Consider the following 24810-nt stretch of genomic DNA (forward strand, 5'->3'; position numbering starts at 1 on the left):
AATGCTAAAATTATTTAATGCTAAATAATCCTGCTGGTTTATTTTCAATGTCATCAAAACGTTTTGTGCACTCTGCAATAATTGCATAAGCTTCTTTTACGTCTCCCCATCCTTCAACATCAACTTTTTTGTTCTCAAGATCTTTGTACACTTGGAAGAAGTGCTCAATTTCTTTTACTAAGTGAGGGTTGATATCTGAAAGATCGTTTAATGAATTCCAGATTGGATCTGAAACAGGTACACAAATAATTTTTTCGTCTGGTCCTTTATCATCTGCCATGTGGAAAACACCAATTGGCTTAACTTCCATTACACATCCAGGGAAAGTTGGTTCGTTTACTAAAACCAATACATCAAGAGGGTCACCATCTAAAGCTAAAGTTTCTGGAATAAATCCATAATCAGCTGGGTACATCATTGAAGAGAATAACATTCTGTCAAAACGCATTCTTTTGATTTCAAAATCGTACTCATATTTATTTCTGCTTCCTCTTGGTATTTCGATTAATACATCGAAAGTTGTTAGTTTGTCTGCGGTCATTTTCGTTTTTTATTATATCTTATAATTTCGGTTGCAAAAGTAACCAAACATTCTATTTTTACAATAAAAAAACAGGTTAAATTATCTGTATTATCTATTAAAAAACAAGCATTTAATAGGTAATTGTTCGATTTCTCTTTTTTAAGTAATGATGCCAAAGTAAATATGTTGCATAAGATCGGTATGGACTCCATTGTTCGGCATGGATTTCCATTTCTTGCTTATCATGAATATTAAACAATTCCTTCATTGTATTTACAACTGCTATATCTCCTAGCGGAATCAAATCGGGCTCTTCTAAACAAAACATTAAGTAAATATCAATTGTCCAGTTTCCAATTCCTTTTAGCTTGATTAGCTCTTCCCGAACTTCTTTTGCAGATTTTAAAGGCAGGCTTTCAATATCTAATTCTTTGCTCAAAACGGCTTCTGCCAAAATTTTAATATATTTTGTTTTCTGACGGCTTACGCCAAGATTCCTGAATTCTTCATCAGATAAAACAGCCATATTTTCTGGATTACAAGCTTTGTACGCTTTTATTTTTAAGAATGTGGCTTTCGCCGAATCGATAGAAACTTGTTGCTCTAATATTAATAAAACCAAAGTTTCAAAACCTTGAGGACGTCTCGGAATTTGTGGCAATCCATATTTATCAATTATCTTCTGAAAAATTGGATTTTTTGTTATTAGAAAATCAATGGCTTCTTGCAAAATATTATTTTTTAAAATTTCAAAAAATACGATTTCCTTTCGCTATATATTTCACCCTGAAATATACTTCCCATAAGGCAATTTATTAATAGAATATATTATCAATATTGAAATAAATAAACACCCCAAAGATACTATAGGAATTGCAAATATTGGGTTTATAAAATCACAATCTATTCCATATGTTTTCATGAAATTTAAAACCAAGATATGTACTAAATAAATACCATAACTATATTTACTGATGAAACTAATGATTTTAATTGCAATTGGAGAATAATTTATTTGTAAATTCTTAAACATCATAAAAACACCTGTGGAAGACATTAAAACATTTAAAGCAAAATAATTGTAGAAATATTCATTAAACTTTTTTTCTGAAAATGACAAAAAGTAAGTTCCAAAAAGTGTTAGCCCAAATCCTGTAACGATAAGAAACAAGGAAATTAAATTTACGGTTTGCTTGTTGATTGCAAAAGATTTGACTGACAAATAATATCCTAAAACTAGATAGCCAATAAATCCCGAAAAATAGTTCAAATCAATACTTCCCTTAAATTTAGACAACCAAGGCTGATTAATTATTAAAGCAATTAACCAAATAAAAATAAAATATAAAATTTCTTTTTCAGTAGCTTTTTGAATCCATTTATTTATGATTGGAATAAAAAGATAAATCCCTATAATCATGTAAATGTACCAAAAATGAAACGATACACCGCGTAAAAGCTTACCACTTAGCCATTTTAAGATTTCAAAAACGTGAACTTCTTGATTTTCTAAGACTTTAGTATTCCATGCAAAAAGAGCATAAATAATACTCCAAAATAAGAAAGGTAATATTATACGAGCAAATCTTTTTTTCAAAAAATCACTTAATTCATACGTTTTATTTAGCATAAATACACCCGTAAGCATGACAAATAAAGGCACACAAGGACGAACTAAACTCTCATATATATTACCAGTCCACCATACAAAACTAGGTATATTACCATATTGATTCAAGATCTCAGCTACTACATGCAAGAATATAACACTAACAGTTGCTAGCACTCTGATAATTTCGGCCCACAACATTCTATCTCCATTTTGATTTTTAATCATCAATCATTTATACTAAAACAAATTATACAAAATCAAATATCCTTAGAAATAAAACCCAAAAGATCCTTTTACTGCAAATTTATTAGCATCCGGCATGTTTAGGTAACTTCCTCTCCATGAGAAATCGATGCGGAAAACTTTAAAGATATTTCCAATTCCGGCGTTGTATTCCCAATACACATTTTCGGGTGCATTGTACGGCTGACCCGAAGCGTTTATTTCTCTATTGGCATTTGAAATCGTTCCATGAACTGCTTTTATACCAACAAATTCTCTCCAGTTTAATTTTCTCATAAACGGAACTCTGGCAAACAATCTTCCGCCAAAATCATGATTCCATTGCAAAGTTGTATATTGATCAGTAATGAATTCGTAGAAATTCAAATTACTGAATGTATTTTCAATTGTCCAATAGGTTTGGTTTCCAGGAACAACACTCATCAAACCTAACGGAATTGTACCAAATGTTTTACCAGTTTCCACAATAATATTAGATCTTCCTAAAGGTCCAATGATAATAGGTTGTTTATAGTAAACTTGTATTTTCTCGTAGGCAAAATCACTTTCAAAAACGCCTTTTAATCCATAACTGAAATTCACAAAGAAATGACTAAATGGACTATCAACTAAATCTCTTTCAACTCCGTAACCAATGGTTTTGCGGTTTGGCATATACTCAAACTGAATATTAGCCTCAGATTGTCTCACTTTGCTTTCTATAACTCCAGCTGGATTTGATGGACTAGGCAAAGTACTATAATAATCTAGACTAAATGTTGGCGATGCAGATTCTAGTGTTCTGTATGAAAAACCAGTTTGAATTATAAAATTCTTCTTGGCTTCAATTTCAAACGAAACATTACTCAAATTAATATTGGTTAATTTTCCATTACTGCTCGTTGTAAACAAAGCAGAAGACGCAAAACTTCGTCCCAAAATATCATTTGTGGTTGTTAGGCTTGCTCCAATTTGCTCAATATCACGCCTATTTCCTCCAGAAATAATGATTCGGTTTTTCTTGTCAACCATCCATTTTCCAGAAACTCCGTATTTGAATTTGTTATCATTAAAACCATAAGCCGTATAAGCTTGAATACGCCACGGATCATTTGGTCCAAAATAGGTTCTTCCTCCAACTCTAACTCTCAAGCCTTCGACTTCGTTATAACCAAAAGTGGAGAAAATCGGGCCATAATCGAAGTTTTTAAACTCGACATAACCACTTCCTAAAATGGAGACGAGACTATACAATTGCTTAAATCGCTTGACCGTTTGCAAGGTATCGAGCATTTTATAAATCCCTTTTTCGTCTTTATTTAATTTCTCAAAACGATTTTCTTCCCAAAATTCGGGCGGTCGATCGTAAACGGCATTGTCTATAAAGTTGACTTCTTCTTTATAGAATTTCTCTGGTTTCTGAATATTGAATTTATGATTACGATACAAAGTCGTTCGTTTTCCATAAACTCCTTTTGATTTTTCTTTTTTATTCAAAGCAAAATCAGACATCATATAATCACGTGTCAAAAGGAAAATAGAATCATTTTCTACTTCAAATTCCTGCTCAATGTAAATGTCTTTTACCCAGTTAATATTGGCACTTTTAGTAACGCCCATATTAATTTTCTTGATCGCAAAAGTGGTGTCATTAACCCAAAAATCTCCTTTAAAGGTCAATTCATTTTTACGTCTCGGATAAAAAACAATATTATAACACCATTTTTTATCGACAAATGCACTGTCTTTTAGAACATAGTTATAAACGTCAATTCCCGTTTTTGAAAGCGGACTTGTAAAGCTTTTATCGAAAAATTTAAGGTGATTGTCGTAAATGTTATAATCAGAATAAAGGTCTTTTACAAAGGATAAAATTTGCTGATTTCCATTAAAACCAGACATCTTATTTCCTGTCAAATTCTCTTTTACTTTCTTTATTTTATTATCGCCATAAACATCATAAACTGATTCGTTGATAAAAATCGGAAGATACGTTTTACCTGTAACATCAGAAGTATCAACATGATCAAAGATAAACTCCATTCCTTTAAAAAGCTTATTTTTCATCAAAGCACTGTCAATCGTGTTCATGTCAAACTCGACTTTTTCGTACTTCTGCATTTGATATTGATTGAATTGGTAAAGTCCGTTTTTACGTTTTCTTTCCCAAATTTTCCTCAAAATATCTAAGGCTGGATTATTTTTTTTAGAAGTTTTTCCGGTATAAATAACAACTTCGTTAAGTGCTTCGGCTTCGCCAAGAACAATTTTAAAATTATAATTGACTGCTTTTTCCAAAGGAACTTCTTTGTCTGAAAATCCTGCTGAACTTACAATTAATGCGGTATAGGTATTCGGCGATTCAAGATAAAATCGGCCATCTTCATTAGAAACAATTCCAGTATTTGAACCCTTAAAAACGATATTCGCAAAAGGAATTGGCTGATTTGATTTATCCAAAACAATTCCACTCACTTTTGTTTGTGCAGTTCCAAGATTCACAAAGGCGAATACAAAAAATAGGCTGAGTAAAATTATTCTTTTTATCATTTGGCAAAAAAAAACTTCATCAATTAATATGACTGATGAAGTTTTATTAAGTATTGTTGAATTTCTTATTTGTACATTACTTTCTTTACTGCTTTTACAACGTCACCAGCATTTGGCAACCATTCTTTTAGCAATACAGGAGAGTAAGGTGCAGGAGTATCAGCAGTTGTGATACGCTGAATTGGCGCATCAAGGAAATCAAAAGCTTGCTCTTGAACAAGATAAGTGATCTCAGAAGAAAGGCTGGCAACTGGCCAAGCTTCCTCAAGAATTACTAAACGGTTTGTTTTTTTAACAGAAGTAAGAATTGCATCTTTATCCATTGGACGAACTGTTCTTAAATCAATGATCTCGCAAGAGATTCCTTCTTTAGCTAATTCGTCAGCAGCGATGAAAGCTTCTTTGATGATTTTTCCGAAAGAAACGATAGTTACATCTGTTCCTTCACGTTTAATATCAGCAACACCAATTGGAATTGTATATTCTCCGTCTGGCACTTCACCTTTGTCACCGTACATTTGCTCAGACTCCATGAAGATTACAGGGTCATTATCACGAATTGCAGATTTCAAAAGTCCTTTTGCATCATAAGGAGTTGAAGGAACAATAACTTTAAGACCTGGAGTATTAGCAAACCAGTTTTCTAAAGCTTGTGAGTGAGTCGCTCCTAATTGACCCGCAGAAGCTGTTGGTCCACGGAAAACGATTGGCACATTAAATTGCCCCCCTGTCATTTGACGCATTTTAGCTGCGTTATTTATAATTTGATCAATACCAACTAAACAGAAGTTGAATGTCATATATTCTACAATAGGGCGGTTTCCATTCATTGCAGAACCTACTGCAATTCCTGAAAAACCAAGCTCAGCAATTGGAGTATCGATTACTCTCTTTTCACCAAACTCAGCAAGCATTCCTTTTGAAGCTTTGTAAGCTCCGTTGTATTCTGCAACCTCTTCTCCCATTAAATATATGGATTCATCGCGACGCATTTCTTCGCTCATCGCTTCGCAAATGGCCTCTCTAAATTGTATTGTTCTCATATTTATATTGTATGTTGAATTTTCTGAAGAGCAAAAATAAATATTTTAAATCACTTAAAAGCATAAATTGAATTTAAAATCTCATGAACTTTATCCTATTCTTCTGCTTTTAACTTTTTAAAACTTATTGTGATATTTACGAAATCGATATAATTGTTATTATTCTTTGCCGAAAAACACTTTTCATACAAATCCAACTCTATTTGTTGAATTCTGATTTATTCAAATTCGACTACTTAAACGGAATTAATCAAAATCTAGTATAAATCTGCTCTAATTTTAACAGTTTGCATCTTTTCGTCCATTGCGAATTTACTAAGAATCAGGCAAAATAACTGAATTTTCAATTCTACAACCAGACAAAAGCACTTTCAAATTTCAAAATCTTCGAAAACGTAATAGTTTTTAAAAAATATTATGCATGCATAGTATATTATTCCGATTTTAATTTCTAAATTTGTCAAAGCATATTATTAAATTCAAAATATATACTTATGAAAATATTGGTTTGCATCAGCCACGTGCCTGATACTACTTCAAAAATTAACTTTACCAACGGTGACTCAGAATTTGATACCAATGGTGTACAATATGTAATCAACCCAAATGATGAGTTTGGTTTAACACGTGCCATTTGGTTTCAAGAACAACAAGGAGCAACGGTAACTGTTGTTAATGTTGGAGGACCAGATACTGAACCAACTTTACGTAAAGCATTAGCAATTGGTGCAAACGAAGCAATTCGTGTTAACGCTAATCCTACTGACGGATTTTTTGTTGCAAAACAACTTGCTGAAGTAATTAAAAATGGTGGTTACGATCTTGTAATCGCTGGAAAAGAATCTTTAGATTATAATGGCGGAATGGTTCCTGGAATGATTGCAGGAATTTTAGGTTCTAACTTTTTAAACTCTTGTACAGCGATAACTGTTGACGGAAATAACGTAAAAGCAGTTCGTGAAATTGACGGTGGAAAAGAAACTGTAAGCACGACTTTGCCATTAATCATTGGCGGACAAAAAGGTCTTGTTGAAGAAAAAGATTTACGTATCCCGAACATGAGAGGAATCATGACAGCAAGAACAAAAGCCTTGACTATTCTTGAGCCAGTTGATGCAGCGGTAAATACAAAAGCGGTGAAATTTGAAAAACCAGCTCCAAAATCAGCAGTGAAATTAGTATCTGCAGATAATTTAGATGAGTTAATCAATTTATTACACAACGAAGCGAAAGTAATCTAATAACATCATTTTTAGTCGCAGTTTTCAGTTTACGAACTTGAAACCTGAAACTTTAAACCTCTAAACAAAAACATCATGTCAATATTAATATATGCAGAATCTGCAGAAGGAAAATTTAAAAAAGTTGCTTTTGAATTAGCTTCTTACGCTAAAAAAGTAGCAGAATCATTAGGAACTACAGTTACAGCTTTAACTGTAAACATTAGCGATGTAAGCGAATTAGGAAAATACGGAGTTGATAAAGTTCTAAAAGTAAACAATGATAAATTGGCTGGCTTTACAGCTAAGGCTTACGCCGATGTTATTAAACAAGCTGCTGAAAAAGAAGGAACAAAAGTAGTGTTGCTTTCTTCTACAACAGACAGTATTTATCTTTCATCATTAGTTGCAGTAGCTTTAAATGCAGGTTTTGCTTCAAATGTTGTAGGATTGCCAGTGAGCACTTCTCCTTTTCAAGTAAAAAGAAATGCTTTCTCAAACAAAGCTTTCAACATCACTCAAATTGATACAGATGTAAAAGTTCTCGGACTTGCTAAAAACTCTTACGGAATTTTTGAAAGCGCAGGAGCTGCAGCAGCAGAAGATTTTAACCCAACAATTGGAGACAATGATTTTGGTGTAAAAGTAGAATCTGTTGAAAAAGTGACTGGAAAAGTTTCTATCGCTGATGCTGATATCGTAGTTTCTGGCGGACGCGGATTGAAAGGTCCGGAAAACTGGGGATTGGTTGAAAATCTAGCTGAAGTTTTAGGTGCTGCAACGGCATGTTCTAAACCTGTTTCAGATTTAGGATGGAGACCTCACAGCGAGCACGTTGGTCAAACAGGAAAACCAGTTGCAACAAACTTATACATTGCGATTGGTATCTCTGGAGCAATTCAACATATTGCTGGAATCAACTCTTCTAAAGTAAAAGTGGTAATCAATAATGACCCAGAAGCTCCTTTCTTTAAAGTTGCTGATTATGGTATTGTTGGAGATGCTTTTGAAATCGTTCCTCAATTAACGGAGAAACTTAAAGCTTTTAAAGCTCAGCATTCTTAATCAAAGAATTCTTAAATAATATAGCTGCCTAAAAACAAGATAATCGTATCTTTGTTTTAAGGCAGCTTTTTTGTTCGATATTTTTTGATTAAAATTGCACCTTTATTTTCCAATCAAAAAAAGTATTAAAATGTGGCGCTAAGTGCCCTTTTTTCAATCATATATGAGTCTAGTAAAATTATCCATAAAAGGAATTTCATACAGCCAAACTCAAAATGGCGCTTATGCTTTAATTTTGAACGAAGTTGACGGCGAAAGAAAATTACCTATCGTAATTGGCGCTTTTGAAGCCCAATCGATTGCTATTGCCTTAGAAAAAGAGATCAAACCTCCCCGTCCATTAACGCATGATTTATTCAAAAACTTTGCAGAGCGATTTGACATTGTGGTAAAACAAGTAATCATACACAAACTTGTTGACGGTGTTTTTTATTCTAGTTTGATCTGCGAAAGAGACAAAATCGAAGAAATTATTGATGCAAGAACTTCAGATGCAATTGCACTAGCCTTGCGTTTCAACGCACCAATTTTTACCTATAAAAACATCTTGGACAAAGCCGGAATTTATTTAAAATCAAATTCTGGAGATGGCGACCAAGGTTCTCAAGAAATCGACGATGTACTTTCTAATCCAGAAACTTTTGGACATGAAGAAGAAAGCAATCAATCTGGCGATGTATACGCAAAACATTCATTGCAAGAATTAAATGAGCTTTTGGATCAAGCAGTCTCTCAAGAAGATTACGAAAAAGCCGCAAAAATCAGAGACGAAATCTCAAAAAGATAACTATTCGCTATAGGCAATAAGCTTTAGGCTATAAGCTTAAAGTATATTGCCGTAAATATAAAAAACAAGCTTAAGCATTAGGAAAAAGCCTAAAGCTTAAAGCCTAAAGCCTAAAGCAAAAATGAAACAATACTTAGATTTAGTAAAACACGTTTTAGAAAACGGCAATCAAAAAGGAGACAGAACCGGAACTGGAACTAAAAGCGTTTTTGGCTATCAAATGCGTTTTGATTTAAGCGAAGGTTTCCCAATGGTTACAACTAAAAAACTTCATTTAAAATCAATCATTTACGAATTGCTTTGGTTTTTAAAAGGAGATACAAATATAAAATACCTTCAAGAAAACGGAGTTAAAATCTGGGACGAATGGGCCGATTCAAATGGCGATTTAGGACCCGTTTACGGCCATCAATGGCGCAACTGGAACAGTGAAGAAATTGACCAGATATCTGAATTAATCACTGAATTGAAGACAAACCCAAACAGCCGCAGAATGCTCGTTTCGGCTTGGAATCCTTCGGTTTTGCCAGATACCAAAAAATCTTTTGAAGAAAACGTAGCAAACAATAAAGCCGCTTTGCCACCTTGCCACGCCTTTTTTCAATTTTATGTGTCGAGTCCCGATATTGAAAAAGGCGAAACAAAAGGCAAGCTTTCTTGTCAGCTTTATCAACGAAGTGCCGATATCTTTTTAGGAGTTCCTTTTAATATTGCTTCTTATGCATTATTAACCATGATGATTGCTCAAGTTTGCGATCTTGAAGCTGGCGAATTTATTCACACTTTTGGAGACGCACATATTTACAACAATCATTTTGAGCAATTGGAATTACAACTTTCAAGAGAACCAAAACCGCTTCCAAAAATGATTTTGAATCCTGCGATTAAAAACATTTTTGATTTTGATTATAATGATTTCACTCTTGTAGATTATGATCCGCATCCTGCAATAAAAGGAAGTGTCGCTGTATAAAAACACAAAAAAATCCGCTTAGAATTTAAGCGGATTTTTTTATACTGCTAGAACACTGTTTTCGCTTCCGGCAAAATCATTCCATTTATATGAATCTGCCTCAGGTTCATTAACATAAACTCCGTCAATTAAGTACTTAAACTCATAAATAGCATCTTTTACCAAGTCATAAGTCGCTTTAAATGTTCCGTTTTTTAACTTGCTTAAAGTCCCTTCTTCCGGATTCCAATTATTAAAATCTCCAACTACAGCTGCTGAATTTGCATCTTTTGCTTCTATAGAAAAGGTAACCTTACACACTGGTTTTGTTTTGATAAATTGTTTCTTTAAAGACATAACTAATTAGTTTTTAGATTGATACGTCTAAATTAAGCAAATTCCACCTAACTTTCAACGACTCGATATCCGATTTACGACAATAACAAAAATGTATTATTTTTTTAATCATATCCATAAATTAATTACTGATAATTTTTTGATTTCAAATTCTTAACTACTTAAAAGGCAAATATTATAGAATCAAAATTCCTTGTTTTCAAAATAAATTTTAACTTTATAACCTCATTTCATTTAAGACCTTATGGAAAAAGAAGTACACGAACAGTATGAATATGCCAGAAGAAGACTCAGACAGAAGAAAATCCTGTATTTTCATTTTGTGCTTTTTCTAATAGGAAGCTTATTTTTATTTGTTGCCAATAGATTTTTCGGTTTTGGAGCAGGAACAAATCAAAATTGGTGTATATGGGGAATTACGATATGGCTCTTTTTGTTTATTTTACACTTTATAAAAGTCTATATTACAGATCGATTCATGAATAAAAAATGGGAAAGAGAACAAATTGACAGACTTGTTGCGCTGCAACAAAAAAGAATCAGTCAATTAGAATCCAAAATAAATGCGGATACTGAAAAATAAAATTTAGTTTAGAATGCCATGATTATAATGATAGCGGCTGTAGCCGAAAACAATGCTCTCGGAAAAAATAATGATTTAGTATGGCATTTGCCAAATGATTTTAAAAGATTCAAATCTCTTACAACAAATCATTATATCATTATGGGAAGAAAGACTTTTGAAAGCTTTCCAAAACCTTTGCCTAACAGAACTCATGTTATCATAACTCGTCAAACCGATTATAAGCCTGAGGGTTGCATTGTTGTTGACAGTATCGAAAAAGCAATCGCGGTTTGTCCTGAAAATGAAGATTCATATATCATTGGAGGTGGAGAAATTTACAATCTTGCAATGCCTTATGCTGATATCATTGAAATAACCAAAGTGCACCATACTTTTGACGCAGATACCTTTTTTCCAAAAATCAGTGACAATGAATGGATGTTGGTAGAATCAGAAGAGAATTTTAAGGATGACAAACATCTTTACGATTACACTTATGAAACGTATATACGCAAATAAAAAAACATCCTCTTTTGAAGGATGTTTTTTAAACAATTGATTTTAAGATTTTGACTCTTTCGAGAAATAGTTTTGGTAAAAAAAATCACAAATGTGTAAACACTTGAAATAACTGAATAACATAAATGTTAATTGAGAACAAGTCTCAAAACGCCTTTAATAACAAATACCACTAAGATATTAAAGGCAAGAAAATTAAAATTTCCAAAAACAAATTTAATCCTAAGAACGTATTTTGCACTTTTAAAATGATGCTGTTTTTAAGAACAGCATTTCAAAACTACTTACAAGAACAACTGAATTACCAGTGCAAAAGAAGCAATCATTTGATTTAAGTCATATTTTTCAATCAATCATTAAAATTTCATCATTTTTTCTTTGACAAAGTTGTATATAAATCCAGCACTACACAATACCAACTTTTAGTGATTTTTTCAAAATACCCACTTTTAGTGAGGCATTGCAACTACCTAAAAACAGTGAGCTCGCATTCCCAAAAATCTCACTTTTAAAACATTTGATTTACAAATTAAAAAAGCCAATTACAGTTAAGTCAGATTGTATTATATTTGCCTAAATAAAAAAAATGTCTGAAAAAATAACTCCATATAAAGACTCTTCTTTAGGGAAGAAAGAGCAGGTTGCCCAAATGTTTGACAACATTTCTGGGAATTACGATAATTTGAACCGTGTCATCTCATTTGGGATTGATGTGAAATGGCGTAAAAAAGTATTAAAATTAGTATCTGACACAAAACCAAAGATCATTCTTGATATTGCTACAGGAACTGGTGATCTTGCTATTTTGATGGCGCAAACTAATGCCGAAAAAATAATAGGCTTAGATATTTCGGCAGGAATGCTTGAAGTTGGAAAAAAGAAAGTAGCCGAAAAAAATCTTTCAAATACTATTGACTTAGTTCTAGGAGATTCTGAAAACATTCCTTTTGAGGATAATTATTTTGATGCCATAACTGTTGGTTTTGGTGTTCGAAACTTTGAAAATTTAGAAAAAGGATTTGCCGAAATTTTAAGAGTCTTAAAACCGAATGGCATATTTGTAATTCTCGAAACTTCTGTCCCAGATAAAACTCCATACAAACAAGGATATAAATTTTACAGCAAAAACATACTCCCAATAATCGGGAAATTATTTTCTAAAGATAATTCTGCTTATGGTTATTTATCAGAATCTGCTGCTGTTTTTCCTTATGGAGAAGCATTAAACAATATTTTGAGAAAAATCGGGTTTATAGATGTTGTGGCTATGCCTCAAACCTTTGGAGTTGCAACCATTTATTCTGCTTCTAAAAAATAGTATGAAAAAAACAGTAATCTTAATTTTATTAGTCTTATCGACAAAAGGATATTCGCAATTTGCTAAAAGCATGTTTAGCAAAGATCCCATTATAAACCTTGAAAACTGGCAAAAGCAACGCCTTTATTTTGGTTACTATTTAGGATTCAATAGTTTTGACTTTAAATTCGACTATAAAAACGTTGTAAATCAAGATATCCAAGTCAAAAAAACTACCGGATTCAATGTTGGTGTTGTAGCTGATTTAAGATTACAAGAATATATAAACCTGCGTTTTGAACCAGGTTTATATTATACAAAACGCGATTTATATTACCCAAATTTCTCTTCTCAAAATGACTATTTAAGAGAAGTAAATAGTACGTATATTCATTTCCCTCTATTGCTGAAATTCTCTTCTTTGCGTACAGGAAACATCCGTCCTTATTTAGTTGGCGGAATGTCAACAACGCTGAATTTATCAAGCAATTCAAAATCTCAAGATGATAACTCGCAACAAAAATTCAGAGTAAAACCTTGGACAGCGGCTTATGAAATGGGTGTTGGGATTGATTTCTTTACAGAATATTTCATTTTTTCTCCATCAATCAGAGGAATGTTTGGCATTACTGATGAATTGATCAGAGATAATGATCCAAACAGCCCTTGGACAGGAAATATCGATTCTATGAAATCTAGAGCTATTTTAATAAATTTCACTTTTCATTAAAACAAATAGCTAACTATTTCGTTTAAATTCACTGAGAATAATTGCTGTTGCGGTAGCTACATTTAAACTTTCGGTTTTTTGTAGCTCTCCAAATCGCGGAATTGTGAGTCGGCTTGTGACCATTTTTTCAATTTCTTCTGAAATACCATTGGCTTCATTACCCATAATAATGATTCCATTTTCAGGCAAATTTGATTTATAAATGTTTTCGCCATCCATAAAGGTTCCAAAAATTGGCAGTTTTGTTTGAGCGATAAAGCTTTTCAAATCAACATAACTTACATTTACTCTAGTAATAGATCCCATTGTAGCCTGAACCACTTTTGGGTTATAAATGTCTACAGTTTCTTTGGAGCAAATAATTTGTTTGATGCCAAACCAATCGCAAAGACGCATAATGGTTCCTAAATTTCCAGGATCACGAATATCGTCTAAAGCCAAAATCAATCCTGATTCGATTATTTTATTTTCGGCAGGGATTTTGAATACAGCCAAACAAGTATTTGGAGTTGACAAAGCACTTATTTTCTTTAACTCCTGTTCATTAATAAGAGTACGTTTTGAAGATTGAACTGCTTCAAAATCATTTTGCGTGGTGTATAAATGCTCTAATTCAAAGTTGGATTGCAACAATTCTTGAATTACTTTTACTCCTTCGGCAAAAAATAATTGATTTGCAAAACGCTGTTTTTTTTGATGTAAGCCTGAGATAAGTTTTATTTGGTTTTTACTAACCATAAAATAATGTACTTTTGAATTAAATATTTATAAACACTTGAAAAATAATTCCACAAAAATAACAGCATTTATTCTAATAGCAACACTTATTTGTGCTTGTAATGCCGTAAAAAGAGTTCCCGATGGAAAAAATCTTCTTGTAAAAAATAATATTCTAGTTAACGGAAAGTCGACAAATGACGAAATTGCCACGAATCAAATGTACCAAAAACCGAACGGAAAACTGTTAGGTTTTAAATTGCGTTTGAATTTATACAATTTAGCCAATTTAAATCCAGACTCTACTTATAAAGCAAAATTCGACAATCATCCTGGCAGATATGAGCGTTGGTCAAAATTATTATCGGCAAAACAGGTTGATCGTCTTGGTCAGTCTTTTGTAAACAAAGGCTTAAATGATTTCTTAAAAAACACTGGTGAACCTCCTGTAATTATAGACACTGCTAAAACAAGAAAGTCTTTGCTTCGTTTAAAATATTACTATTTAAATAATGGCTTTTTCAAAGTGCAAACAGATTATACTATTGACACTGTTGGAATTAAAAGAGCCAAAATAAACTATAACATAACAACGGGTCCAGCATATACATTAGATTCTATTAGAACTACAATTATGACTCCCGCTCTTGACTCTTTGTACAACAACAGCAGAGAACCTTCAATCTTAAAATCTGGAAACCAATACAAAACCACTGATTTTGAAGAAGAAAAAAATCGTATTACAACTTACTTCCGAAACAATGGCGCTTATTTTTTCCAGCCAACTTATGTGACTTTCGACATAGATACCATTGGCAAAAAAGACAAAGCTGACGTAAATTTAATCATCAACAACAATAGTATACAAGAAAGAGATTCAAGCAGAACCGAACCTTTTAAATTGTATAAAATCAGTGATGTCAATATTTATACAGATTATTCAGCAGCTAATGCCAAAGCAAAAATTAGCGATAGTATTTCATACAATAACTTCAATTTATACGGTTACAAAAAAATCAAATATAAACCGCGAGCTATTACCGACGCCATATTCATAACCAAAGGAAGCATTTTCTCTGATACAAGAACAACGCTTTCTTCTCGATACTTGAACAATTTAAAAATTTTCAATTATCCTTCCATACAATATGAAGTCGATAAAAGAGATTCTACCGCTCAGTCATTAATTGCTAATGTTTATTTAACGCCAAGAAAAAAATACAGTTTTGGTGCAACGCTAGACGTGACGCATTCTAATATTCAGGATTTCGGGATTGGAGCGAGTATTTCAGAAACCATTCGAAATGTATTCAATAGAGCCGAAACATTAGAAATATCAGCACGTGTCAATGTTGGATCTTCAAAAGATATGGCAAATCCAAACAATAATTTCTTCAATGTTTCTGAATACGGATTGGACATGAAATTGAATTTCCCAAGGATTCTGCTTCCTTTTGGAACCGAAAAAATTATTCCGAAGAGAATGATTCCCTACACTTCAATCTCAAGCGGTTTTTCAAAACAACGAAATATTGGTTTGGATAAAGAAAATTTCACAGGAGGAATTGCATACAATTGGTCTCCAAAACGTCATAACACTGCAAAATTGGAATTGCTTAATGCACAATATGTACGAAACTTAAATCCTGACAATTATTTTAATGTATACACCTCTTCTTACGATGAGTTGAATGGCATTGGAAAAGATTATAACATCAATCCGGACAACTGGGGAACCACAGCAGAAGAACAAGCCAGAAAAGACTTAACTATACCTAAAGGAACAACAGGTTTTACAAATGACGTTTTATCGAACAGTACAGCCCTACAACCGGGCGACCCACAATACAAAGATGTTGAAAGTATTGAAGAAAGAAGAGTCCGTTTGACCGAAAACGACTTTATTCTATCTACAAGTTACAGCTTTACCAAAACAACTAAAAAAGATCTCGCCGACAATACTTTCTATCAGTTTAAAACCAAAATAGAATCTGCAGGTAGTTTATTATCTGCCATTTCAGAGATTGCCAAATTGCCTAAAAACACAAATGGCAACTACGAAATATTCAATTTAGAATATTCAGAATACATTAAAACCGAGTTTGACTATATCAAACACTGGGATTTTGGTAAAGAAAATGTAGTAGCCGTACGAAGCTTTTTCGGAATCGCAATTCCATTTGGAAATTCAAATTATATTCCGTTTTCACGAAGTTATTATTCAGGAGGTTCAAACGATAACCGTGCGTGGCAACCTTATTCATTAGGTCCAGGAAGTACAGATGCCATGGATGATTTTAATGAGGCCAACATGAAAATCGCATTAAGCGCCGAATATCGTTTTAAAATTCTTGGAGATGTCAAAGGAGCCATTTTTGCAGACGCCGGAAATATCTGGAATGTGCTCGATAATGTTATTGATGAAAAGGCGAGATTCAACAACGTAAACGATTTAGCTGAAATTGCTTTGGGTACAGGATTTGGTTTACGATACGATTTAAGCTTTTTTGTTGTGCGATTAGATTTAGGCTTCAAGACTTATAATCCGGCGCATGAGAAGGGAGACAGATGGTTTAAAGAATATAATTTTGGGCACTCTGTTTTAAATTTTGGAATAAATTATCCTTTCTAATGCTAATTAATTCTTATTTTTGCAACCTAAAAACTAAAAACAACTATAAAAAAAATTACAATGGCACACAATATCAAACCAGGAGTTGCTACAGGAGACCAAGTTCAGGAGATTTTTAACTATGCAAAAGAAAAAGGATTTGCACTTCCTGCAGTGAACGTTACTGGATCAAGCACAATCAACGGTGTACTTGAAACTGCAGCAAAACTAAACGCACCAGTTATTATTCAATTTTCTAACGGAGGAGCTCAATTCAACGCTGGAAAAGGATTATCTAACGCTGGTGAAAAAGCGGCAATCGCTGGAGGAATCGCTGGAGCAAAACATATTCACACTTTAGCTGAAGCTTACGGTGCAACTGTAATTTTACACACTGACCACTGCGCAAAAAAATTATTGCCTTGGATCGATGGTTTATTAGATGCTTCTGAAAAACATTTCGCAGAAACAGGAAAACCATTATTCAGTTCTCACATGATCGATTTGTCTGAGGAGCCAATCGAAGAAAATATCGAGATCTGTAAAGAATATTTAGCTAGAATGAGCAAAATGGGTATGACATTAGAAATCGAGCTTGGTATTACAGGTGGTGAAGAAGATGGTGTTGACAACTCTGATGTTGATAGCTCAAAATTATACACGCAACCAGAAGAAGTAGCTTACGCTTACGAAGAATTATCTAAAGTAAGTCCTAAATTTACAATTGCAGCTGCTTTTGGAAACGTTCACGGTGTTTACAAACCAGGAAACGTAAAATTAACTCCAAAAATCTTAAAAAATTCTCAAGACTTCGTACAAAACAAATTCAACACAGGACACAATCCAGTTGATTTCGTATTCCACGGAGGTTCAGGTTCTACACTTGAAGAAATCAGAGAAGGTATCAGCTACGGAGTTATCAAAATGAACATTGATACAGATTTACAATTTGCATACACTGAAGGAATTCGTGACTATATGGTTAAAAATTTAGATTATTTAAAATCTCAAATTGGTAACCCAGAAGGTCCAGATGCTCCAAACAAAAAATACTATGACCCAAGAAGATGGGTACGTGAAAGTGAAGTTACATTCAACGCAAGATTGGAGCAAGCTTTTGCAGACTTAAATAACGTAAACACGTTGTAATTAACAATTAACAATTGACAATTGATAACATTTATCAATTGTCAATTATCAATTATCAATTAAAAATATGGCTTGGTTTAAAAGACAAGAAAAAGGGATTACGACCGCTACAGAAGACAAGATGGACGTTCCGAAAGGATTGTGGTACAAATCTCCTACTGGAAAAATTATTGATGCTGACGAATTAGCGAGAAATTTATTCGTAAGCCCTGAAGATGATTTTCACGTTCGAATTGGAAGCGCAACCTATTTTGAAATTTTATTCGACAACAACGAATTTGTTGAGTTAGATAAAAACATGACTTCTAAAGATCCTTTGCATTTTGTGGACACAAAAAAATATGCAGAGCGTTTGAAAGATGTAATGGAAAAAACTCACCTTAAAGACGCTGTACGTACTGGAGTAGGAAAATCTAAAGGAAGAGAACTTGTAATCTGCTGTATGGATTTCGCTTTTATTGGTGGATCTATGGGAGCAGTTGTAGGGGAAAAAATTGCAAGAGGTATTGATCACGCGATCAAAAACAAATTGCCTTTTGTTATGATTTCTAAATCTGGTGGAGCTCGTATGATGGAAGCTGCTTATTCGTTAATGCAATTAGCAAAAACTTCTGTAAAATTAGCTCAATTAGCTGAAGCTAAATTACCTTATATCTCTCTTTGTACAGACCCAACAACTGGAGGAACAACAGCATCATACGCTATGTTAGGAGACATCAACATCTCTGAGCCAGGCGCTTTGATTGGTTTTGCTGGTCCGCGTGTTGTTCGTGACACTACAGGAAAAGATTTGCCAGAAGGTTTCCAAACTGCTGAGTTCTTATTAGAGCACGGTTTCTTAGACTTTATCACGCCAAGAAAAGAATTGAAAGATAAGATCAACTTATACATCGATTTGATTCAAAACAATGATATTCGATAGTTTTAAAACTATTTAAAATAGAAAATCCCAAGAAATTGCTTCTTGGGATTTTTTGTTTTTAAACCATATAAGTAATATAAGCACAGTTAAGCTTTTCCTGCAAGGTTTTAAAAATCTTGTAGGTATTACACTTCTGTTTTTATATCTTTATTTTAAATCTTATTTCTATGACAAGAGTTTTTATTGGCTTAATGATTTGCTTTCTTCTTTTGAGTTGTAGCAAAAAAGAAAATCAAGAAAAAGATCTTCCTTATATCATCTCACAGAATAATAAAGAAATAATTCGCGGCAAAGACACTGTTCCGCCGCCACCGCCAATTCCTGGTTGGCTATTTTATGGAACTAATACTTTCATCATAAACTCAGATTCCACAGCATATTATTTTCAAAGAAAAGGAATGGCGGTAGTCTGCGGAACCCCAACAGCTGATACAATCCCTTATTTTACAAACTTACAACCTATAGAAATAATTGAAATCTCAAATAAAAACATCTATGATTTTATAAAATTAAACTATAAAGATGATTTCAGAAATCAAACTTTTATTGCTTCTCAATCTGATACATTGAAGTCGAAAATATTCTTTGATTTAAACAAGTCTTTAAACAAATTTAAAAGAGATCGAGATTTTGTTATCATCAGAAGAACAACACAAGAGGAAGATACTGTTTTAAAATACAAAAAAAGCAACTCATACTACAACTCTAAAAACATTAAATGGGATAGCACAAGAGTTAAATTTCCTGAACAAATCAAATTTCCTAAACAACTAAAATTTGTTACAAAAAAGAGATGAAACAAAAAATCCCAAGAAATAGTTTCTTGGGATTTTTTATATATCGCTCCTACGGAACTCCATTTTGACGAACAATCAATTTCATCGGAATAAATTCTATTGCTACCGATATTCCATTCCTACGGAATTTTTCTTTATTGTTTAATTCTTAGCTCGCTTTTTTCAAATCATTCTTCAAATCCTTTCTCAACTCTTTTTCAGCAATTTTAAAAGCCAGTTTCTCGCGCCAAGCGGCATAACGCTCTCTGAAAACCACTTTTATAGCACTATCAACTGCGCCATGCATAAACAAGCTCCAAACGCTTGCTACTTTTCTAGACACCGATTGATCCCAAGCGCGAAGTGTAAGCGAAAAAGAACCATCTATATAACGCATCCAGTGCCACATTCCTGTTGGCATGAATAAGGTATCTCCGTGCTCCAGAAAAACTTCATACCCTTCTACTCCTTTTAAGGCTGGAAATTTTTCAAAATCGGGATTGGCGACATCATAATCTTCTAATGCATACGTAGTGTTCGGAAGACAATAAAGTCTTTTTTTCCATTTATTATCGAATAATATAATGTGTTTTCGGCCTCCAAAATGAGTATGGAAAAGATGTGGCAAATCAATATCGTAATGCAAAAAAGTTATTGCTTTTGAACCACCAAAAAACATTGCCGGCATGCTTTCGATAAAACCGCCCATTAATTCTTTTGGGATTTTTACATCATCAATTAATTCGGGTCTGTGTTTGAAAAGGTTGAAGAAAAAAATGCGCAATTGAGTTGGCTCTCTTTTGATCAAATCCAAGTATTCGCCAAATTTCATGCTAGCAATCGAAGCATTAATTACTTTTGAAGGATCTGCTTTTGAATTATCAACCAATTTAACCTCAATATCACCTGCAATCTGCTTAAAATATTCGGTTGACCACTTTTCTCTAGCAGGCCAATCTTTCGTTAGCCCTTTTATAATTAAAGGCCTTCTTTTATCTAAATAGTTCTTTTTAAAATCTTCTCTAGAAATAGACTCGACAGTGTCAACAGATTTAAGGTTAAAGCTCATTTATTTAGTGGTTTATGTTCTTGGTCTATCAAAAATATCTAATTATTTCGAGTCATCAAAATTTACAGTAAAATAACACAAAAACAATATTACATTCCTGTTCTAATTGCTTCAACCGGATCGAGATTTGCTGCTGAAACTGCCGGTAAAATTCCCGAAATTATTCCAACACAAATAGAAAGTCCTGCACCAATGAAAATATTCCAGAAACTTAAAACAAATTCAAATTCCAATAAATTGGTCAGAAGAAGCGAAAGCAACCAAACAATCAGCAAGCCAATTACTCCCCCAATCAAGCAAAGCATCACAGCTTCAAATAAAAACTGAAATAAGATAAATTTATTTTTTGCTCCCAAAGATTTTTGGATACCAATCAAATTGGTGCGCTCTTTTACCGATACAAACATAATGTTGGCAACTCCAAAACCGCCAACCAAGAAAGAAAAGATACTGATGAAAATTCCAGCAGTTCTTAAAGACCCCAATATTCCGTCAATAAAATCAGTAAAACCCGAAAGCACATTTACAAAGAAATTATCCATTTCACCCGCTTTCATACCACGAATGGCACGAAGTTTTTGAGCAACTTCGGCTTTGTAAGCTTCCATATCAACTCCTTTTACAGGTTTCAAAACAATTACAGGCGTCATTGAATCGCTATCGCCATACATTCGTCGAAGGAAATTAGCAGGTAAATAAACTGAAGTATCATTACTGTCTCCAAAAAATCCAGCCCCTTGTTTTGCAATCACGCCAATAACAGTAAAACGCTGTCCGTACAAACGAATATTTTTTCCTAACGGATCGCTGGTTCCAAAAAGCCCTTCGGCAATATCGTATCCCAAAACAATAACTGCTGTTCCTGAATTTGATTCAGATTCATTATAAAATCTTCCTTTATCAAAACTCAATCCGTCAATGTCAACCATTTCAAATGACGACGGAATAATATTTACATCGGCAACTGTTCTAGAATCATATTTTAAAGTTTCTCTCGCCACAAAAAGCTGATAGCCCACTTGATCCGTATTATTCAGCGAATTTTTCAGCCCAACATATTCATCATATTTTACATTTGGAAACTGCTCTCTTTTCCATTGTGGAATTTCGGATGGTCCAAAGCAATATTTCATTAAATAAATCGTATTTTTATCTAAGCTACTCAAATCTTTAGAAATTTTTCGGTCTAAAGAATCAACAGCAGCCAAAACAGCAATAATCGAAAAAATACCAATAGTAACGCCCAGCAAAGACAATAAAGTTCTTAATTTATTATTTCGCAACGCATTTATGGCAAAACTGAAACTTTCTTTTAATAATCGGAGGTAAAGAAACATATAATAGTATTTTTCAATAAAGTAAAATTCAATAATTTAAATTCAAAAACCTAATAAAACTTAACTTACTCATCAGTAGATTTTTTTAGCATAATGTTACATTAATTTTCTTTAAAATAATATATAAAAAAACTACTTTTGCAGTCTGAAAATCATAACTACACAATGAGCACAACTAAAAAAATACAATCAGCACTAATTTCGGTTTTTTCTAAAGACGGATTAGAGCCAATCGTTAGAAAATTACACGAACAAAATGTAACACTTTACTCTACTGGAGGAACAGAAGATTTCATCAAAAATCTTGGAATTCCTGTAGTTCCTGTTGAAGATATTACTTCATTTCCAGAAATTCTTGGAGGAAGAGTAAAAACATTGCACCCGAAAATTTTTGGAGGAATCTTAAACCGCCAGGACAACGAGAGCGATGTGCAGCAAATGAAAGAATTTGACATTCCTCAAATTGATTTGGTAATTGTTGATTTGTATCCTTTTGAAAAAACTGTTGCTTCAGGTGCAAGCGAACAAGATATCATCGAAAAAATTGATATTGGCGGAATTTCATTAATCCGCGCAGGCGCAAAAAACTTCAAAGACACTGTAATTGTGGCTTCTGTTAACGAATACAGCTTGCTTTTGGATTTGATTACAGAGCAAAATGGTTCTACAACTTTAGAAAACAGAAGATTGTTTGCTACTAAAGCTTTCCATGTTTCATCTCACTATGATGGAGCTATTTTTAATTATTTCAACACAGACGAGACTATTTACAAAGAAAGTATTGCAAACGGTCAAGTTTTAAGATACGGTGAAAACCCTCACCAAAAAGGATTCTTCTTTGGAGATTTTGATGCTATGTTCAAAAAACTTCACGGAAAAGAATTGTCATACAACAACTTATTAGATGTTGACGCTGCAGTTAATTTAATTGCTGAATTTAAAACTGACGGACCAACATTCGCGATTTTGAAACACAACAATGCTTGCGGATTGGCTTCAAGAAAAACAATCAGCGAGGCTTATTTAGCGGCTTTAGCTTGTGATCCAACTTCTGCTTTTGGTGGAGTTTTGATTTCAAACACAAAAATTGATTTAGAAACTGCACAAGAAATCAACAAATTATTCTGTGAAGTGGTAATCGCTCCAGCGTATGATGATGAGGCTGTTACAGTTTTACAAGAAAAGAAAAACAGAATTATTTTAGTCCAAAATGAAGTTGAATTACCAGCTCGTCAAGTAAGAACTTGTCTTAATGGTTTGTTAATTCAGGACAGAAATAATATTACGGATAATAAAGAGCATTTAAAAACCGTTACCATTACAGAACCTACTGCTCAAGAGATCGAAGATTTGATCTTTGCTTCTAAAATCTGCAAGAATACAAAATCAAACACAATTGTATTTGCTAAAAACGGAACATTGATTTCTTCAGGTACAGGTCAAACTTCTAGAGTTGATGCATTAATGCAGGCTGTAGACAAAGCAAAAGCTTTTGGATTTGATTTAACAGGAGCTTCGATGGCAAGTGACGCATTTTTCCCATTTCCGGATTGTGTTGAATTAGCTAAAAAAGCGGGAATAACTGCTGTAATTCAGCCAGGAGGTTCGATAAAAGACGAATTAAGCATAAATTATTGCAATGAAAATAATCTTGCAATGGTATTTACAGGAACTCGTCATTTTAAACATTAATTTGTTTAACTTTGTTCGATAAATAATTTATAACATTTTAAACCCCTAAAAAACTTATGGGATTTTTTGATTTCATGACCGAGGATATTGCAATAGACCTTGGTACCGCAAACACTTTAATCATTCATAATGATAAAGTTGTTATTGACAGCCCCTCTATCGTAGCACGCGACAGAGTTTCAGGCAAAATCATCGCTGTTGGTAAAGAGGCCAACATGATGCAAGGTAAAACGCATGAAAACATCAAAACCATAAGGCCTTTGAAGGATGGTGTTATTGCCGATTTTGATGCTTCGGAAAAGATGATCAACATGTTCATCAAAAGTATTCCTGCGTTAAAAAAGAGAATGTTCACACCAGCCTTAAGAATGGTTGTTTGTATTCCTTCTGGAATTACTGAGGTTGAAATGCGTGCAGTAAAAGAATCTTGTGAGCGTGTAAACGGAAAAGAAGTTTACTTGATTCATGAGCCAATGGCGGCAGCAATTGGTATTGGTATCGATATTATGCAGCCAAAAGGTAACATGATCGTAGATATCGGAGGTGGCACTACAGAAATCGCTGTTATTGCATTAGGCGGAATTGTTTGTGACAAATCTGTAAAAATCGCGGGTGACGTTTTCACAAATGACATCGTGTATTACATGCGTACGCAACACAACCTTTTCGTTGGAGAAAGTACGGCTGAAAAAATCAAAATTCAAATTGGTGCGGCTATCGAGGATTTAGATGGACCACCAGAAGATATGTCAGTTCAAGGTAGAGATTTGCTTACTGGTAAACCAAAACAAGTAGATGTATCTTACCGTGAGATTGCAAAAGCATTGGATAAATCTATTCAGCGTATCGAGGATGCGGTAATGGAAACATTATCACAAACTCCTCCTGAGTTAGCAGCAGATATCTACAACACTGGTATCTATTTAGCAGGTGGTGGATCTATGTTGAGAGGTCTTGACAAACGTATTTCTCAAAAAACAGATTTGCCAGTTTATATTGCTGAAGATCCATTGAGAGCTGTTGTTCGCGGTACCGGAATGGCGCTTAAAAACATTGCAAAATTTAAAAGCATCTTAATCAAATAAGATTCGAAAT

General features: G+C 33.5%; 23 protein-coding genes. 14 read left to right on the forward strand and 9 right to left on the reverse strand.

What is annotated here, in order from left to right; translation table 11 throughout:
- Positions 1-10 precede the first annotated feature (10 nt).
- The 5 genes from AAYQ19_RS09840 to AAYQ19_RS09860 all read right to left on the reverse strand — a co-directional run bounded on the left by AAYQ19_RS09840 (position 11) and on the right by AAYQ19_RS09860 (position 5950).
- A complete protein-coding gene (locus AAYQ19_RS09840; RefSeq protein ID WP_073412934.1) occupies positions 11-541 on the reverse strand; it encodes an inorganic diphosphatase in 531 nt (176 codons plus the stop codon).
- Between the two features lie 112 nt (positions 542-653).
- A complete protein-coding gene (locus tag AAYQ19_RS09845; RefSeq protein ID WP_343536051.1) occupies positions 654-1253 on the reverse strand; it encodes a DNA-3-methyladenine glycosylase family protein in 600 nt (199 codons plus the stop codon).
- 51 nt (positions 1254-1304) lie between these two features.
- Positions 1305-2360, reverse strand: coding sequence for an acyltransferase (locus tag AAYQ19_RS09850; protein ID WP_343536052.1), 1056 nt, complete (start codon positions 2358-2360; stop codon positions 1305-1307).
- A gap of 42 nt (positions 2361-2402) precedes the next feature.
- The gene (locus tag AAYQ19_RS09855; RefSeq protein ID WP_445709691.1) at positions 2403-4907 is read right to left on the reverse strand and encodes a DUF5686 and carboxypeptidase-like regulatory domain-containing protein; all 2505 of its coding nucleotides are present in this window, start codon (positions 4905-4907) and stop codon (positions 2403-2405) included.
- A gap of 65 nt (positions 4908-4972) precedes the next feature.
- On the reverse strand, positions 4973-5950 hold the full coding sequence (locus AAYQ19_RS09860) for a pyruvate dehydrogenase complex E1 component subunit beta (RefSeq protein ID WP_343536053.1): 978 nt from the start codon (positions 5948-5950) through the stop codon (positions 4973-4975).
- Positions 5951-6444: 494 nt separating this feature from the next.
- On the opposite strand from AAYQ19_RS09860, the gene AAYQ19_RS09865 reads away from it, so the two are divergent.
- From AAYQ19_RS09865 to AAYQ19_RS09880, 4 genes are all read left to right on the forward strand, one after another.
- Entirely contained in the window at positions 6445-7191 is a 747-nt protein-coding gene (locus AAYQ19_RS09865; protein ID WP_320569745.1) for an electron transfer flavoprotein subunit beta/FixA family protein, read from the forward strand.
- A gap of 75 nt (positions 7192-7266) precedes the next feature.
- Positions 7267-8235, forward strand: a complete 969-nt coding sequence (locus tag AAYQ19_RS09870) for an electron transfer flavoprotein subunit alpha/FixB family protein (protein ID WP_026728511.1) — start codon at positions 7267-7269, stop codon at positions 8233-8235.
- A 163-nt stretch (positions 8236-8398) separates the two neighbouring features.
- The gene (locus AAYQ19_RS09875) at positions 8399-9022 is read left to right on the forward strand and encodes a bifunctional nuclease family protein (protein WP_026728510.1); all 624 of its coding nucleotides are present in this window, start codon (positions 8399-8401) and stop codon (positions 9020-9022) included.
- A gap of 121 nt (positions 9023-9143) precedes the next feature.
- Entirely contained in the window at positions 9144-9995 is an 852-nt protein-coding gene (locus tag AAYQ19_RS09880) for a thymidylate synthase (RefSeq protein ID WP_343536054.1), read from the forward strand.
- Positions 9996-10034: 39 nt separating this feature from the next.
- Here the strand turns inward: AAYQ19_RS09880 and AAYQ19_RS09885 are convergent, their stop codons facing one another.
- Positions 10035-10331, reverse strand: coding sequence for an isoamylase early set domain-containing protein (locus AAYQ19_RS09885; RefSeq protein ID WP_026728508.1), 297 nt, complete (start codon positions 10329-10331; stop codon positions 10035-10037).
- Between the two features lie 244 nt (positions 10332-10575).
- Here AAYQ19_RS09885 and AAYQ19_RS09890 point away from each other — a divergent pair, with 244 nt between their 5' ends.
- The 4 genes from AAYQ19_RS09890 to porT all read left to right on the forward strand — a co-directional run bounded on the left by AAYQ19_RS09890 (position 10576) and on the right by porT (position 13442).
- The gene (locus tag AAYQ19_RS09890; RefSeq protein WP_132990703.1) at positions 10576-10914 is read left to right on the forward strand and encodes a 2TM domain-containing protein; all 339 of its coding nucleotides are present in this window, start codon (positions 10576-10578) and stop codon (positions 10912-10914) included.
- An 18-nt stretch (positions 10915-10932) separates the two neighbouring features.
- A complete protein-coding gene (locus AAYQ19_RS09895) occupies positions 10933-11415 on the forward strand; it encodes a dihydrofolate reductase (protein WP_343536055.1) in 483 nt (160 codons plus the stop codon).
- Positions 11416-12001: 586 nt separating this feature from the next.
- Positions 12002-12733 carry a bifunctional demethylmenaquinone methyltransferase/2-methoxy-6-polyprenyl-1,4-benzoquinol methylase UbiE gene (ubiE, locus tag AAYQ19_RS09900; protein WP_343536056.1) on the forward strand — a complete coding sequence of 244 codons (732 nt, stop codon included), beginning with the start codon at positions 12002-12004 and terminating at the stop codon, positions 12731-12733.
- A 1-nt stretch (position 12734) separates the two neighbouring features.
- On the forward strand, positions 12735-13442 hold the full coding sequence (gene porT / locus AAYQ19_RS09905; protein ID WP_343536057.1) for a type IX secretion/gliding motility protein PorT/SprT: 708 nt from the start codon (positions 12735-12737) through the stop codon (positions 13440-13442).
- 9 nt (positions 13443-13451) lie between these two features.
- Here porT and AAYQ19_RS09910 read toward each other — a convergent pair whose 3' ends face one another.
- A complete protein-coding gene (locus AAYQ19_RS09910) occupies positions 13452-14180 on the reverse strand; it encodes a TrmH family RNA methyltransferase (RefSeq protein WP_343536058.1) in 729 nt (242 codons plus the stop codon).
- Between the two features lie 37 nt (positions 14181-14217).
- Between AAYQ19_RS09910 and tamL the strand changes: the two genes are divergently transcribed.
- The 4 genes from tamL (at position 14218) to AAYQ19_RS09930 (ending at position 19638) form a co-directional block, all read left to right on the forward strand.
- Positions 14218-16791: a translocation and assembly module lipoprotein TamL gene (gene tamL / locus AAYQ19_RS09915; protein WP_343536059.1), complete on the forward strand. Its 2574-nt coding sequence runs from the start codon at positions 14218-14220 to the stop codon at positions 16789-16791.
- A 60-nt stretch (positions 16792-16851) separates the two neighbouring features.
- Positions 16852-17919 carry a class II fructose-bisphosphate aldolase gene (gene fbaA / locus AAYQ19_RS09920; RefSeq protein WP_012023542.1) on the forward strand — a complete coding sequence of 356 codons (1068 nt, stop codon included), beginning with the start codon at positions 16852-16854 and terminating at the stop codon, positions 17917-17919.
- A gap of 67 nt (positions 17920-17986) precedes the next feature.
- Positions 17987-18841, forward strand: a complete 855-nt coding sequence (gene accD, locus AAYQ19_RS09925) for an acetyl-CoA carboxylase, carboxyltransferase subunit beta (RefSeq protein ID WP_026728501.1) — start codon at positions 17987-17989, stop codon at positions 18839-18841.
- Positions 18842-19008: 167 nt separating this feature from the next.
- Positions 19009-19638: a hypothetical protein gene (locus tag AAYQ19_RS09930; protein WP_343536060.1), complete on the forward strand. Its 630-nt coding sequence runs from the start codon at positions 19009-19011 to the stop codon at positions 19636-19638.
- Between the two features lie 148 nt (positions 19639-19786).
- On the opposite strand, the gene AAYQ19_RS09935 is transcribed toward AAYQ19_RS09930, so the two are convergent.
- Both AAYQ19_RS09935 and AAYQ19_RS09940 read right to left on the reverse strand, forming a co-directional pair.
- The gene (locus AAYQ19_RS09935; protein ID WP_343536061.1) at positions 19787-20686 is read right to left on the reverse strand and encodes a cupin-like domain-containing protein; all 900 of its coding nucleotides are present in this window, start codon (positions 20684-20686) and stop codon (positions 19787-19789) included.
- An 89-nt stretch (positions 20687-20775) separates the two neighbouring features.
- Complete coding sequence (locus AAYQ19_RS09940) at positions 20776-22023, reverse strand: ABC transporter permease (RefSeq protein ID WP_343536062.1); 1248 nt, start codon at positions 22021-22023, stop codon at positions 20776-20778.
- A gap of 165 nt (positions 22024-22188) precedes the next feature.
- Here AAYQ19_RS09940 and purH point away from each other — a divergent pair, with 165 nt between their 5' ends.
- Together purH and AAYQ19_RS09950 are read left to right on the forward strand one after the other, a co-directional pair.
- Positions 22189-23715 carry a bifunctional phosphoribosylaminoimidazolecarboxamide formyltransferase/IMP cyclohydrolase gene (gene purH / locus AAYQ19_RS09945; protein ID WP_320569734.1) on the forward strand — a complete coding sequence of 509 codons (1527 nt, stop codon included), beginning with the start codon at positions 22189-22191 and terminating at the stop codon, positions 23713-23715.
- A gap of 56 nt (positions 23716-23771) precedes the next feature.
- Positions 23772-24800: a rod shape-determining protein gene (locus AAYQ19_RS09950; RefSeq protein WP_008466528.1), complete on the forward strand. Its 1029-nt coding sequence runs from the start codon at positions 23772-23774 to the stop codon at positions 24798-24800.
- Positions 24801-24810 lie beyond the last annotated feature (10 nt).

It is taken from the genome of Flavobacterium mesophilum (genome assembly GCF_039581405.1).
Classification (GTDB): Bacteria; Bacteroidota; Bacteroidia; order Flavobacteriales; family Flavobacteriaceae; genus Flavobacterium.